Origin of the sequence: Streptomyces sp. NPDC002573 (assembly GCF_042889625.1) — a bacterium.
In the GTDB taxonomy this organism is placed as follows: Bacteria; Actinomycetota; Actinomycetes; order Streptomycetales; family Streptomycetaceae; genus Streptomyces; species Streptomyces gibsoniae.
This window is the reverse complement of sequence record NZ_JBIARC010000119.1, coordinates 1-13,405: the sequence shown is the minus strand read 5'-3', so window position 1 is coordinate 13,405 and position 13,405 is coordinate 1. Positions and strand designations below refer to the sequence as shown.

Genomic DNA, 13,405 nt, shown 5'->3' with positions numbered 1-13,405 from the left:
CCGAGCCGCCGGCTCCGGCGGCGGCCTGAGCCGTAAATCCCCGCTCAGCCCTGGAGGGTGACGAATCCCCTCCCTTCAGGGAGGGGAGCCTTCAATCAGTACCGCCTCGCTGGACGCGGGCAGCCGGTGCGCCACTCACCCAGCCTCTCCCGTACGGTCTTGGCTCGTCCGCGGCTATTGTGAGGTTTCGTCGTTCAGCCAGTGTGGTGTGTGGAATGTGCCGCCGTACATGGGTAGCTCGATCCTGGCGCCGTAGCGGGCGAGTTGGGCCCAGGGCCGGTTGATCCCGGCGGAGCCGAACGCGCGGACGCGGGTGACGGTGTCCAGGTCGAGGACGTCGATGAGGATCTCCTCGCCGGGGCCCGCCTGCTGCCGGAGGATGCCCTCGGGGTCGACGACGGCACTGGTGCCGACGCCGGCCGGGTCGGCGGCGTTGACGTTGACGACGTAGAGCTGGTTGATCCAAGCGTTGGCGCGTGCGCAGACCAGCTCCATCTCTCGGTCCCGGGTGGTGGTCAAGGTCGGCTGGATCACCACTTCAGCTCCCAGCCAGGCGAGTTGGCGCATGGTCTCCGGGAAGGAGCCGTCGTAGCAAATGGCCAGGCCGACGCGCCCGACGCCGGGGATGTCGAAGACGGTGAACTCGTTTCCGGGAGCGGCCTGTTCGTAGGGCTGCCAGGGGAAGACCTTGCGGTAGCGGGCGACGATGCCTTCCTCGGGGGATATGGCGAGGGCGGTGTTGTAGATGCTCCCGTCCTCGGCGCGTTCGAAGACCGAGCCGGGCACCAACCACAGCCCGGTCTCCCGGGCCAGGGCGCACAAGCGGTCGGTGAGCGGCCCGGGTACCGGCACGGCGACCTCTTGCATCCAGCCGTCCCTGCTCTCCAGCAGCGGTGGCTCGGCGGCGAGCAGTAGCTCGGGTAGGACAACGAGTTGGACGTGCGGGAAGAGGTCGCGCACGGCGAAAACCTGCTCCCGGAAGCGGTCATGGGTCGCCTCGGGGTCGTGGGCGACCGGTCGGGTCTGGACGGCGGCGATGGCGAGCGTGCGCATGGTGGTTCAGTCCTCCGTGACGATGAGGTCGGTGACGGTGCGGCGTCCGTGGCGGAAGAAGTCGGGGAAGCGGAGCCGGATCACAGTGGTGACAAGCACGCCGAGGACGATCGAGCCGATGCCGAGCAGGAACACGCCGCCGACACCGTCGATCGAGGTGCTGCCGTAACCGGGCTGGATCATGTCCACGGTGCTGCGGGCGAAGGCGGCGAGCATCATGAGGCCGCCCGCGAACGGGAGCACGCCTTGGAACACCAGGGCCCGTGCGGAGGTGCGCAGTTCGCCGCGGAAGTGCCAGACACAGGCGAAGGCGGTGGCGCCGTAGTAGGCGCAGACGAGCAGGCCGATGGAGAGCACGGCGTCGCTGAGGAAGGACGGCGCCGCGTAGCTCAGCCCGGCGAGGAGTGCGACGGACAGCACGCCGGTGAAAACGGTGGCGACGGTGGGGGTGTGGAAGCGCGGGTGCACCCGGGCGAAGGTCTTGGGCAGAGCACCGTGCACGGCCACCGAGACGTTGGGGCGCGCAGTGGACACGATGCAGGTGAGCAGGGCGGCGACGGCGGACAGGGTGACGGCGAGCTGCACCACCTTGGCCAGCGGGCCACCGAGGGCCGCGGGCGCGAGGGTGGCCAGGACGTCCGCGGCATTGTGCGGGTTGCCGAGCCCGAGGCCCCTGGCTCCGGTCCCGGCGAAGCTGAGCGCGGCGACCGCCGTGAAGAGGTACGTGCTGAGCAGGACGAGGGTGGAGATGACGGCGGCCCGCCCCGGGGCGCGGGTGCGGTCGCGGGACTCTTCGTTGACGGTCAGCGCGGCGTCCCACCCCCAGTAGATGAACAGGCAGAGCAGCACGGACTCGGCGAACGGCCCGCTGCCGTGGAAGCCGAAGGGGTTCAGCCAGGCGGGGCTGGGAGCGCTGGCGCCGTGCCGGGCGACGGCGGCGACGCCGAACCCGATCAGGGCCGCCAGTTGCAGGGCCACCATGGCGGTCTGCACGGCGGCGGAGAGCTGGACGCCCCGGTAGCCGACGGCAGTGACCAGCGCGATGAGCGCGGCACCGAGGCAGGTCACCGGCAGGGTCTGACCGGCCAGGCCGCTCAGACCGAGGAGCGAGAGCAGGTTGATCGCGCCGACCTGGGCCAGGGCGGTCATCGCGATGACCGTGGCGACCTGCGGGATCCAGTTGCCGAAGATCCAGCCGAGCCAGGGGCCGAAGGATCGGGTGATCCAGACGAAGTTGGTGCCGCAGTCCGGCATCACCCGGTTGAGCTCGCGGAAGGCGTAGGCGGTGCAGAGGATCGGCACGAAGCCGATCAGCAGTGCGGCCGGTGCCAGATGGCCGACGGAGAGGACCACCAGACCGAGGGTGACGGTGATGCTGTAGGCCGGGGCGACCGAGGCGAGGCCGAGGGAGACCATCGACAGCAGGCCGATCGAATCGGACGCCAGGCCCTTGCTCCAGGGGGAGGGTCTGGCCTCGACGTCGGTGGGGTTGATGGTCACGAGGGCTCCCGGAGGACGGGCCGACAGTTGTTAAACGTGGATTTAAGAACTGCCCGGATCGCCCGTCAATAGATGGCCCGATACGATTGAACGCGAGATGAAAGAAAGGGAGGTCATGGCGGCAGGGAAGAAGAGCAAGGAAACCCGCCGGGCAGAGCTGAGCGCGGCCGTGCAGCGGGCGCTGCTGGTGCGCGGCCTGGAGGGGCTGCGCCTGCGCGACATCGCCGAGGAGGCCGGGGTGACACCCGCGGCGGTGCTCTACTACGGCGACCTCGACGCGCTCGTCTACGACACCTACCGGCAGGCCATCGAGCGCTACAGCCGGCAACGGGAGCAGGCGGCCGAACACTTCACCGACGCCCGCGACCGGCTTCGCGCCTGCATCGACCACGGCCCGGCCACCGGACCGGACGACACGCTGACGCGACTGCTCTTCGAGTACTGGCCCCGCTGCCTGCGCGACGCGAAAGCAGCCACCCTCGACAGCTCACTGACCGAGCGTCAGATCGCGGTCTACTACGGCGTGCTCATGCTGGGACAGGCCCAGGGGCACTTCGCCCTGACGGACCCGCCCCGCCTCCTCGCGGCAAGCTTCGTCGCCATGGAGGACGGCTATCAGATGGAGATCCTGGCCGGCCGCCGCACCCGCACCGAAGTCGTCACCGCCCTGCGGGCCTACGCCCGCGCCGTCACCGGCTACGACCTGGCCGGCCACCCATAACAACGGTCAAGCACCATCGCTGCGATCGAGCCGGGACCCGGCCCACTGCCCGGCTCCGGGCCCCCACAGCCGACCGATCTCACCCAGCCCACCAGTGAACCAGCCCAGGCAGGCCGCCGGCGGCAAGCCCCCGCATGCCCGACGCGCCTCCACCTCGTCGAAGCCTCGGTCCACTCGGCCTGGCGGCGGAACAGCCCACGACACGGGCGGCCGGGCGCGCCACTCCCGACATGGATCCCGTCAGCCGTGGTCGACGAGCACCCCAACGCGCGGGTGCACAGCCTGCGCAGCTCCCTCGGCACCGACTCGGCCGGCAACCTCTACGTGCCGCGCCGCGAGCGGGCGGGGACCCCTACAGCTCTCCCCCGGCATGCGCTGCAACTGAAACCGATTCCTTCAACTCGCCGAGCATGTACTGCCGCTCGAGCCGGCGGCCCAGAGGGACCTGGAAAAGGCGCTCACTCTGGTGCGGGGCAGGCCGTTCGGCGGCCGGCCACTGCCCTGGGCCGAGACCCACCAGCAAGAGATGACCACGCGGATCATCGGCGCCGCCCACACCGTGGCCACCTACCGCACCCCGCAAGCCCCCACCACGACCTCAGCGCCGCACGCCACACCGTCGCGACCGGACACTCCCCTCGTCTCGTGGCAACTCCCCCACCAACCTGCCTCAAGTCATTCCGCCGCAGGGCTCCCATCAGCGTCACTCATCGTGATCGTGAAGCTCAAGTTGAGAAATAGACATCACTCAAGAAGAACAACAGACTCCACCCATCCGTACTATCTCTACACCGGGCCACGCAGCAGTCACCGCCACGGCCACTCGGATCCCAGCCCGAGCACACAGGCGCTTGAGCGCGTGTGCCACAGGTGCTGTACGCCGGTCCGGAAACCGAGAGAGAGGTCAACCCATGTCCGAGACCACGACTACAGGCACTGAACTGACGTCGCAGTACGCCGCACAGGTCACCAACGACCTCGAACACAACGCTAAGGAGCAGGAACGCATCAGTGCGGAGATCGCCGCGCTGCAGGAACAACTGACCGCGCTGCAGCACGACCACTCCGTGCTGGTCAACGTGCAGCAGGTGCTCGGCACTGCGCCGGCACCGGTTCAGCCCGCAGCCGCTCCGGACGCCGCCGCGGTACCTGCTCCGCGCACGAAGGCCTCTGCCGAGCCCGGAACCGGCAAGCGGACGCGAGCGAAGAAGACAGCCAGCACACAAGGCACCGCCACGACCAGCAAGAAGCCAGCGGACAAGAACCCGACGGACAAGGCCGCAGCCGCGAAGACAGGCCAGCCCACGCTCGTCGAACTCGTCCGCAGCCACCTCACCGAGCAGAGCGAACCGCGCTCCGCGACCGAAGTCACCACCGCACTCGACAAGACCCATCCCGAGCGCGGCATCAAAACCACCGTGGTACGCACCACCCTCGAAGGACTCGTAGCCAAGAACCAGGCCAAGCGCACCAAGCAAGGCGCCTCCGTCTTCTACACCGCCCCCGACACCGCCGAGCAGACGAGCACACCCGCCAACGACGAGGCACAGTCCGCGCAGGCCGAGTAAACCGGCCGGGCAGCACGCTGCCGCTACGGCGGCAGCCTGCCCGGCGCTTCTCCCACAGGGGGTCAACGTTCCAGGCGCCACACCCACCGGCAGACGACAGCCACCCGCAGACGAAACCAGACCGTTCCTAGAGACTGAGCGGGAGTGAGTCCTGTTGCCAGAACCCATGCTCAGCCGAACACCCCGAACGGTCTCGGGTGTTCTGGTCCACCGCGTTCGCTCCGCGGCCGGCACGCACGGATCGTGTCCGTGGTCCGGGCAGGCGGGGGCGGTTTCCCTCGCTCCCTTGGTCGCCGGGGCGGGCCTGGGCGGTCCGATGCCCGTGCACATCTCTCTGGTGTGCACGGGGCGGTGTCGTCCGTCGCCTGATCCGGTGTCCGAGGGCGCGCCTGCCGATGGCCACCGCGGCGGCGGCGTGTCGGCTGGTCTTACGGGTTTTGCTGGTGAGAGGCGCTTGCCAGTGCTGGGCGCCCCAGACGCTGATGTATGCGGGATCGACGGCGATCACGCCGATGCCGGCTTCCGTGCACATGGACAGCAGGCGTGCGCGCAGGCGGCCGGTGGGGATGCCGGAGATGAGCCGCCGGAATTGCTTGCGCCGGCCGTGTTTTTCGCGGGTGGTGGAGTCGGTGAAGTCGAGGTCTTCGATCGCGATGGCCTGCACGCCGGTCTGTCTGGCCCAGTTCAGCAGGCGGGTGAGGGCGTGGCGGAGCTGGGCGTCGCGGTGCGAAGCGTTGCCGGTGAGCTGGTAGTCGAAGCGGCGGGGTGTGCCGACGGGGTTGCCGTGTTCGTCCAAGCGCCATGCGGCGAGATGGTCGGCGTTGGTGTCCACGGCGATCACGCCGTCCGCGCGCAGGGTGGCCAGTGGCAGGACGGGGAGGTCTTTGCGCCTCCAGGAGGCATCGAGGTACCAGCGGCCCCGGGCCGTGTCCAGGTGGATGCGGTAGGCCACGGCCCGGTTCGCTTCGATCCGGTCTCGCCATTCCTCACCCCGGTGCCCGAAGGCGGCCTTGGCGGCCAGCACGTACCGGCCGTACGGTGCGTTTGCGTGCTCGGCGAAGGGGGCGGGCAGCTTGATACTGATCCCGCCGTCGGGGCTGACGCGGATCGTCTCGTTCCCGAACCTTTTGCCGGACTCGCCGTCGGCGGTCAGGAACCACCGCGCCGCCTCCCACTGTGCCCGCCACTGCGCCTCGGTCAGGTTCGCGGCGGTGAGGTGGTGACGGGTGCCCAGCAGTCGGCGGCCCCCGCGTGTGATCGACACGCGTCCGGCGCCGCGTTCGGCCGCGATGCGTTCGTAGCGCTCTTGGAGGATCGCCAGGCGGCGAGACTTGTTGAACCACTCGTGCGAGGATCGGTAGCCGCCGGGCCTGCCCCGGCTGCCCTTCCCTCCCACGGGCAGGGACAGCCGGTGCCGGATCACGCGGATACCGGCATCCAGGGATTGCAGGTGTGCGTGCTGCGCACGCCGGGACAGTCACCACTGGTCGTGCGTGGCGGACGTGATCGAACCGGCCCAGCGGGAGGACGACAGCGCCGTCAGGTCGCGTTTGCGCCCAGCCCACGTATCGGCGGAGTGCTCCAGGCCGTCACGGCACCTGAGGGCCAGATCACGCGAGGCCAGCGTGCCCAGGTGCGCGCCGACCAGGCGCAACACCTTCTCGTCCCCGACCGTCAGTGACTTGAGGCGGTCGCGGATGCTGACCCCCCTCGGGCCGTCGGCGACGAACGGCCGGGCCATCTGCGTAGCGGGCCGCGCTGGTCAGCCATGCTCGGCAGCCCGGAGCGCCTTGCGGGCACGGTTCTTCGCCGACCGGCGCCCGTACAGGCGGGCACAGAACGAGGTCAGCACCTCCACCATGTCCCGCACCAGGTCGTCCTCGACCTCGCCGTCGTCCAGCACGACCAGGCGCCGCCCGGTCGCGGACAGGGCGGCCTCGACCAGCTCGACGTTCACCCGGCCGAGGCGGTCCTTGTGCTCCACCACCACCGTCTGCACGGCAGGATCGGCAAGCAGCCGCTTGGCCTTGGATCGGGCGCCGTTCATACCGGAGGCGATTTCGGACTCCACCCGCACCACCCGGAGGCCCACGGTGGCAGCCCACCGAACCAGCCGGGCGACCTGGCGTTCCAGATCGTCCTTCTGATCGTGCGAGCAGACGCGGGCATACAGGCCCAGCCCGCCGATTGCCTCGGGCGCGGCGCCGGCCCCCACATTCACAAGGATCGTGCGCGGGCCCACCCGTTGAGCCGGCACCGGCAGCGTCCCCTCGCGGAACCAGCGATACGCAGTCTGCGGATGCACGCCCTGCGTCCTCGCCCATTCCGTGAGATTCACACTCTGACAACGACACTCACACATGGTTACGCTCACTCACACATGGTTACGCTCACTCACCCGACCTCAAGGACCAGCAGTTGAAGACCCCGACCACCCCCAGACCACCGGTCTGCGGATTTCCCAACGGAGTCCTGAAGGCCGGGGCATCCTCGGAGGCATCCGGTGAGCGAGATCGGCAGACAGCACTACGGCTTGCCACGTACGCTCGCTGTCGACCGGATCCGACGTACCGACAGTCCGGTTGCGGTCAGCGCCCCTTTCGGGAGATGAGCCATGAGACGAAGCCCCGTCATCGCGGCTGCGGCCGTCCTGGTCGCGTGCGCCGCATGCAGCCGCACCGGCGGCACCGGTGTCACCAACGTCGTCGACAACTACCTCTACGACCTCGGCAACCGCGACTACGCAGCCGCCTGCCAGCAGCTCACCGACCAGCTACGCAAACAGTTGGGTGACTGCCCAGCCACGCTCAAGCGGCACCACGGCAACCTGCCCGTCGGCGAGTACGCACAACTGCGCGACGCCCACGTCCGCAAGGTCACCTACGACACGAAGGACAACACCAAGGCCACGGTGTACCCGCAGGACATGAAGGTCGGTACCGGTCGCCGCGCGAAGCGCTCGATCGCAGCCAACCACGCCACCAACGGCCAAGGCCTCGAACTGGCCAAGGTCGGTACGGCGTGGCGCATCTCCGGTGGTGGCGTCTAACCTCAATGCCAGTGGCTTAACGGCTGCCGGACGGTTCACTCATCGACGTTTCTGCAGGTCAGGGCCCCGAAGAACGCGTTAAGTCACTGGTATTGCGCCTAGCCGGTCCAGCACCTCACCGGGCACGCCCAGCACCGTACCCACCACGCGAAGTGGAGCCAGGCACGGACTCACGCTGACCGGCCTGCTACCGCCTGGCTGTTCTCGGCAGCGGATGCCAAGGGCGTTCGGCTCAGCGAGGGGGCAGGACGGCGGCCAGCTCTCGGGCCGCGTCCTGGAGCAGAGGTACGAACTCACGCAGCCGTTCCATGGTCATCCGATAGGCCGGGGCCGCGGTGGACAGGGCCGCGATAGTGATGCCGTCGACCCCGATCACCGGCACGCCCACGGCGCGGATGCCGAGCTCGTGCTCTTCGTCGGCGACGGCGTAACCGAGTTGGCGTACCCGTGCGATCTCCTCGGCGAACGCGTCCTCGTGGGTGATCGTGTTCGGGGTGAAGCTGGGCAGTTCCAGCTCGCTGACGAGTTTGCGGCTCTCTTCCGGCGACTGGAAGGCCACGAGGCACTTGCCCATGGCAGTGCAGTGCAGTGGGCCGCGATTGCCCGGCTCACCGGTGATCTGTACCTGCTGGGGGCTCTCGACATAATGCACGTACAACTGGTCGTGCCCGTCCAGCACCGACATCAGCGTGGGCTCGCGCGTCGCCGCCGTGACGCGCTGCATGACCGGCAGGGCCACACCGGCGAACCCCCGGCCGTGTGAGACGCGCTGGCCCAGCTCGAAGAGCCGGAGTCCGAGACTGTACCGCCTGCTGCCGTCGTCGCTGCGGACGAAGCCCTCGCGCTGGAGCGACTTGAGCAGCCGGTGGGTGGTACTGACCGGGTATCCGGCGGTCTGGGCGAGTTCTGACAGGCTTGTCCCGTGGGGGTTTTGGGAGAGCAGACCGAGCAGGCGAAGTGCTTTGCCCACCATGTCCGAGCCGGTTGTGTCGGCGGCCGCCGCCGACGCCCGATGCGATGTCACTGCCTCGACCTCTCCCTCTCTGAGCCCTCTGCGACCCCATGCTTCCACGCCCCTCGAGGCGTCCGGACAGCACCGTAACCGGTCGGACACCGCGATGTGACGGTCGTGTGGCGAAGGGATCAGCGCAGACCCTTGACGCGGCGCGGTCCGGAGCGGAGACTCACTGCTCGCCGCATGATGGAATCTCTTTCCACTATACGGGAAAAGCAGCGTCGCTTTCACACTCCCCAAGGACATCCCCATGACCGAGCCGCACTCAGGCGCAGCCGTCCGGCAGGACGCCGCATCCGTCAGCAGCCTCGTTCCGTCCGAGCTCGGACGACAGCGCTGGAGCCATCTGCTGCCGATCGTGTTCATCACGTACAGCCTCGCCTACCTCGACCGGTCGAACTTCTCCATCGCGGTTGCTGGTGGCCTGAAGTCCGACCTCGGCCTGAGCAGCGGCCTTGCCTCCCTGGTCGGAGCCTCGTTCTTCCTCGGCTACTTCCTCTTCCAGATCCCGGGCGCCCTCTACGCGGAGCGGCGAAGCGTCAACACGCTGATCTTCTGGAGCCTGATCGCCTGGGGCACCCTCGCCTCGGTGCAGGCGGCCCTCACCTCGGCCACCGCGCTGATCGTGGTCCGGTTCCTGCTCGGCCTGGTCGAAGGCGCCATCCTGCCCGCCATGGTGATCCTGCTCAGCCGCTGGTTCACCAAGCGCGAACGAGGTCGCGCCAACAGCGTGCTCATCCTCGGCAATCCGGTCACCGTGCTGTGGCTCACCGCGGTGTCGGGCTACCTGATCGACGTCACCTCCTGGCGCGGCATGTTCCTCATCGAGGGTCTGCCCGCCATCGTCTGGGCCTTCGTCTTTCGCGCCAAGGTGGCCGACAGCCCCGAGCGCTCCAGCTGGCTCGACCCGGCAGAAAAGAGTGCCGTCACGACCGCGCTGGAAGCCGAGCAGCAGCGCATCACCCCGGTCAACAGCTACGTGGAGGCATTCCGCTCGCGCAACGTGGTCATGTTGAGCGTTCAGTACCTGCTGTGGAGCCTTGGCATCTACGGGTTCGTCTTCTGGCTGCCGTCGATCGTCAAGGCCGGGTCCGGTGCCGGGATCGGCGCGACGGGCCTGATCTCCGCCGCGCCCTACGCGCTCGCCGTGATCCTGATGATCGTCAACTCGCGTTTCTCCGACCGCGCCGAGAGCCGCAACCGCTTCGTCTGGCCCTGGCTGGCCCTGGGCGCGGCCGCGTTCTACGGCTCGTACCTGCTGGGAGCGTCACACTTCTGGCTGTCCTTCGTGCTGCTGGTCATCGCGGGCGGCGTGATGTACGCACCCTACGGACCGTACTTCGCCAACATCTCGGAACTGCTGCCGCGCAGTGTGGCCGGCCCCTCCGTGGCACTCATCAACTCCTTCGGCGCCCTCGGCGGGTTCCTCGGCAGCTACCTGGTCGGCTGGGTCGACGGCGCGACCGGCACCAAGGGAGCCTCGTTCCTCGTACTCGCCGTGGCACTGCTGCTGTCCGCCCTGATCATGCCGTTCGTCCGGGCCCGTGGTACCGCCTCCGCGCCCGTCCGCTCGGCCGCGTGAAGGCCCGTACATGCGCATCGTGAGATTCCGCCCGCCGCGCGGAACGGCCACCGGCGAGGAGCCGGTGGCCGGCTACGGCCTGGTCGAAGGCGACGTCCTGCACCAAGTGTCCGACCCCTTCAAGGGAGAGACACCACGGCCCACCGGCCGCACCCTCCCGCTGGACTCCGTACGGCTGCTGGCCCCGACCGAGCCCCCGCTCGTCATAGGAATGGCCCGCAACGGCGAACCGGACGACCGCCGCTTCGCGCCCAACGCCTTCCTCAAGCCACCCAGGTCGGTGATCGGCCCCGGCGATCCGATACCGCTGCCCGGGCACGTAGGCCGGGTGGACGCGGAGGGAGAGCTCGCCGTCGTCATCGGCCGCACCGCCCGGAACCTGGCAGTCGGCGATGCCCTGGACGCCGTGCTCGGCTACACCCTCGGCAACGACGTGACCGCTCGCGACCTGCAGGCCGATGATCCGCTCCAGGCCAAGGGCTACGACGGCTTCACGCCGCTGGGGCCGTGGATCGAGACCGACCTGGATGCCGGCGCCGTAGACCTCGCGGTCAGCATCGGCGGCCGATCCCTACCCGTCGGCTCGACCGCCCGGCTCGCCCGGGGCGTTGCCGAGATCCTCGCCTACCTCACCTCCTTCCTCACCCTCCACCCCGGGGACGTCGTCCTCGCCGGTGCCCCCGGAACCTACGGGCCGGTGGCAGCGGGCGAGACGGTCACCATCAGCGCTCCGGGCCTGGGCGTACTCACCAACCCGGTGGTCGTGGCCCCGGCAGCCCCCGGCACTCCCGAGCGCACTCGGTAATTCTGTAAGGACAACCAGTGACACCCCAGACCCCCCACCTCGACGTCGTCACCTTCGGCGAGGCCATGGCCATGTTCGTGGCCGAGGAACCCGGACAGCTCGCATCCGTCACGCACTACCGCCGGGCCCTCGCCGGCGCCGAAGTGAATGTCGCCGTCGCCCTGTCCCGTCTCGGCCACCGCGTCGGCTGGCTCGGCCGCGTCGGAGACGACCCCCTCGGAAAGTACGCCGTCTCCCAGATCGCCGCGGAGAACGTGGAGGTGGGTGCGGTCGTCGCCGACCCTGAGGCCCCCACCGGGTTCCAGCTGAAGAGCAGAACCGACGGACAACGCGACCCGCTGGTCGTCTACTACCGCCGAGACTCGGCCGGCAGCCGCCTGCAACCGAGCCCTGAGGCCGACGCCCGGCTGACGTCCGCCCGCCACCTGCACATGACCGGCATCTTCCCGGCCCTTTCCGCACAGGCAGACGCCTTCGCCGAGCACTCCCTCGAGGCCGCCAGGGCCTCCGGCGCGACCATCTCCTTCGACCCCAATCTGCGCCCGTCGCTGTGGCCCGACCGCGAGAAGATGGTCCAGGTCCTGAACAACCTCGCGATACGGTCCGACTGGGTGCTCCCCGGCCTTGCGGAAGGTGAGCTGCTCACCGGGCGCACCACTCCCCGAGGAATCGCCGACTTCTATCTCGAGCGAGGCGTCTCGCTGGTCGCCGTCAAACTTGGAGCCGACGGCGCCGCGCTGTTCACCCGGGACGAGGAGTGGTGCGTGCCCGCGTTCAAGGTCACCGTCGTCGACACCGTCGGAGCGGGCGACGGATTCGCTGCTGGACTCATCAGCGGTGCCCTGAACGGCCTGCCCCTCCCCGCCCGCCTGGAGCGCGCCGCCGCGGTGGGAGCCCTCGCCACGACGAGCCCGGGCGACATGGACGGCATGCCCACCGAGCACGCCCTCGACGTGTTCCTCACCGAGCAGAGGGCAGCCGGCCACCAAGGCCCCGAGCGGATCGAAAGCGACCGCACCACTGAACCTGCCGCTCGACAGGACCGCACCGCGGCACGAGTGCGGGCATCCAACGGGGAGGAAACGATGAGGGCCTTGGTGCCCTGGCCGCAGATCAGCAAGCTCATGGGCGGCTGGCCGTCCAACCTGAAGGTGGACATCTACGACGGTGAGCAAGCCCCACCCGAGGACCTCTCCGACGTCGCGTTCTACGTCATGCCCTACGCGAAGGGCAACGCGCCGCGGGATCTGATCCCCCGCATGACCGGCCTGCGCGCCGTGCAGAGCCTCAGCGCCGGGGTGGAGAAGCTGCTCCCGTTCATCACGCCGGGCGTCGTCCTGTCCAACGGCCGGGGCCTGCATGACGCGAGCGTCGCCGAACACGCACTGGCTCTCGTCCTGGCCGCTCAACGCGACCTGCCTCGCAGGGTCCACGACCAGGATGCGCACCGCTGGGCACCGTACTTCACCCGGTCACTGGCCGATACCCGTGTGGTAATCGTCGGATACGGCTCGATCGGGGCGGCGATCGAGCAGCGACTGCTCGCCTGCGAGGCCAAGGTGGTCCGCGTAGCGAGCCGCCGCCGTCCCGCCGAAGGCGTGCACAGCGTCGCCGAACTGCCCGAGCTGCTGCCCCACGCCGACATCGTGATCCTCACCCTGCCGGAGTCCCCCGCCACCATCGGCCTGATGGACGCCGAGCTGCTGGCGCTGCTCCCCGACGACGCGCTCGTGGTCAACGTCGGCCGCGGCCGGACCCTCGACACCGCGGCGCTGCGGACGGAGACCACAACCAGCAGGCTGCGCGCGGTCCTTGATGTCACCGACCCTGAACCGCTGCCATCAGATGACCCGTTGTGGGACTGCGAGAACGTGTTGATCACGCCCCATGTCGGCGGCGGATCGGCCACGTTCTACCCACGCGCCGAGCGCTTCGTCGCCGAGCAGCTGCGACGGTTCGCCGCCAGCCGCCCGCTCCTCAACGTCGTGACGACGACGAGCACACGAGAAGGCGGTACTTGAAGGCTCCCCTCCCTGAAGGGAGGGGATTCGTCACCCTCCAGGGCTGAGCGGGGATTTACGGCTCAGGCCGCCGCCGGAGCCGGCGGCTCGG

The 13,405-nt window shown here is 69.1% G+C and carries 10 protein-coding genes and 1 pseudogene; 6 read left to right on the top strand and 5 right to left on the bottom strand.

Annotated features, from left to right (window positions below):
* Positions 1-174: 174 nt before the first annotated feature.
* Positions 175-1,053 carry a carbon-nitrogen hydrolase family protein gene (locus tag ACFYX0_RS43780; RefSeq protein ID WP_388980392.1) on the bottom strand — a complete coding sequence of 293 codons (879 nt, stop codon included), beginning with the start codon at positions 1,051-1,053 and terminating at the stop codon, positions 175-177.
* Between the two features lie 6 nt (positions 1,054-1,059).
* Positions 1,060-2,553 (bottom strand): APC family permease, encoded by a 1,494-nt coding sequence (locus ACFYX0_RS43775; RefSeq protein ID WP_388980389.1) that lies wholly within the window; start codon positions 2,551-2,553, stop codon positions 1,060-1,062.
* A 115-nt stretch (positions 2,554-2,668) separates the two neighbouring features.
* Between ACFYX0_RS43775 and ACFYX0_RS43770 the strand changes: the two genes are divergently transcribed.
* A complete protein-coding gene (locus ACFYX0_RS43770) occupies positions 2,669-3,274 on the top strand; it encodes a TetR/AcrR family transcriptional regulator (protein ID WP_388980386.1) in 606 nt (201 codons plus the stop codon).
* Positions 3,275-4,185: 911 nt separating this feature from the next.
* Positions 4,186-4,842: a hypothetical protein gene (locus ACFYX0_RS43765; RefSeq protein WP_388980384.1), complete on the top strand. Its 657-nt coding sequence runs from the start codon at positions 4,186-4,188 to the stop codon at positions 4,840-4,842.
* A gap of 127 nt (positions 4,843-4,969) precedes the next feature.
* Here ACFYX0_RS43765 and ACFYX0_RS43760 read toward each other — a convergent pair.
* Positions 4,970-6,583 (bottom strand): annotated as a pseudogene (locus ACFYX0_RS43760) (IS200/IS605 family accessory protein TnpB-related protein).
* A gap of 21 nt (positions 6,584-6,604) precedes the next feature.
* Positions 6,605-7,180: an IS607 family transposase gene (locus tag ACFYX0_RS43755; protein ID WP_388980394.1), complete on the bottom strand. Its 576-nt coding sequence runs from the start codon at positions 7,178-7,180 to the stop codon at positions 6,605-6,607.
* A gap of 276 nt (positions 7,181-7,456) precedes the next feature.
* Between ACFYX0_RS43755 and ACFYX0_RS43750 the strand changes: the two genes are divergently transcribed.
* The gene (locus ACFYX0_RS43750; RefSeq protein WP_388980381.1) at positions 7,457-7,891 is read left to right on the top strand and encodes a hypothetical protein; all 435 of its coding nucleotides are present in this window, start codon (positions 7,457-7,459) and stop codon (positions 7,889-7,891) included.
* Between the two features lie 232 nt (positions 7,892-8,123).
* Here the strand turns inward: ACFYX0_RS43750 and ACFYX0_RS43745 are convergent, their stop codons facing one another.
* Positions 8,124-8,915, bottom strand: a complete 792-nt coding sequence (locus ACFYX0_RS43745) for an IclR family transcriptional regulator (RefSeq protein ID WP_388980379.1) — start codon at positions 8,913-8,915, stop codon at positions 8,124-8,126.
* Positions 8,916-9,156: 241 nt separating this feature from the next.
* On the opposite strand from ACFYX0_RS43745, the gene ACFYX0_RS43740 reads away from it, so the two are divergent.
* From ACFYX0_RS43740 to ACFYX0_RS43730, 3 genes are read left to right on the top strand one after another with little or no spacing between them, the layout of a single operon-like run.
* Positions 9,157-10,488 carry an MFS transporter gene (locus tag ACFYX0_RS43740; protein ID WP_388980376.1) on the top strand — a complete coding sequence of 444 codons (1,332 nt, stop codon included), beginning with the start codon at positions 9,157-9,159 and terminating at the stop codon, positions 10,486-10,488.
* A gap of 10 nt (positions 10,489-10,498) precedes the next feature.
* A complete protein-coding gene (locus tag ACFYX0_RS43735; RefSeq protein ID WP_388980373.1) occupies positions 10,499-11,293 on the top strand; it encodes a fumarylacetoacetate hydrolase family protein in 795 nt (264 codons plus the stop codon).
* Positions 11,294-11,310: 17 nt separating this feature from the next.
* The gene (locus ACFYX0_RS43730; RefSeq protein WP_388980370.1) at positions 11,311-13,314 is read left to right on the top strand and encodes a PfkB family carbohydrate kinase; all 2,004 of its coding nucleotides are present in this window, start codon (positions 11,311-11,313) and stop codon (positions 13,312-13,314) included.
* Positions 13,315-13,405 lie beyond the last annotated feature (91 nt).

Bases quoted from the DNA above. Each gene is read 5' to 3' on its own strand.
- ACFYX0_RS43780 (WP_388980392.1), bottom strand. From the start codon at position 1,053: ATGCGCACGCTCGCCATCGCCGCCGTCCAGACCCGACCGGTCGCCCAC.
- ACFYX0_RS43770 (WP_388980386.1), top strand. From the start codon at position 2,669: ATGGCGGCAGGGAAGAAGAGCAAGGAAACCCGCCGGGCAGAGCTGAGC.
- ACFYX0_RS43765 (WP_388980384.1), top strand. From the start codon at position 4,186: ATGTCCGAGACCACGACTACAGGCACTGAACTGACGTCGCAGTACGCC.
- ACFYX0_RS43750 (WP_388980381.1), top strand. From the start codon at position 7,457: ATGAGACGAAGCCCCGTCATCGCGGCTGCGGCCGTCCTGGTCGCGTGC.
- ACFYX0_RS43740 (WP_388980376.1), top strand. From the start codon at position 9,157: ATGACCGAGCCGCACTCAGGCGCAGCCGTCCGGCAGGACGCCGCATCC.
- ACFYX0_RS43735 (WP_388980373.1), top strand. From the start codon at position 10,499: ATGCGCATCGTGAGATTCCGCCCGCCGCGCGGAACGGCCACCGGCGAG.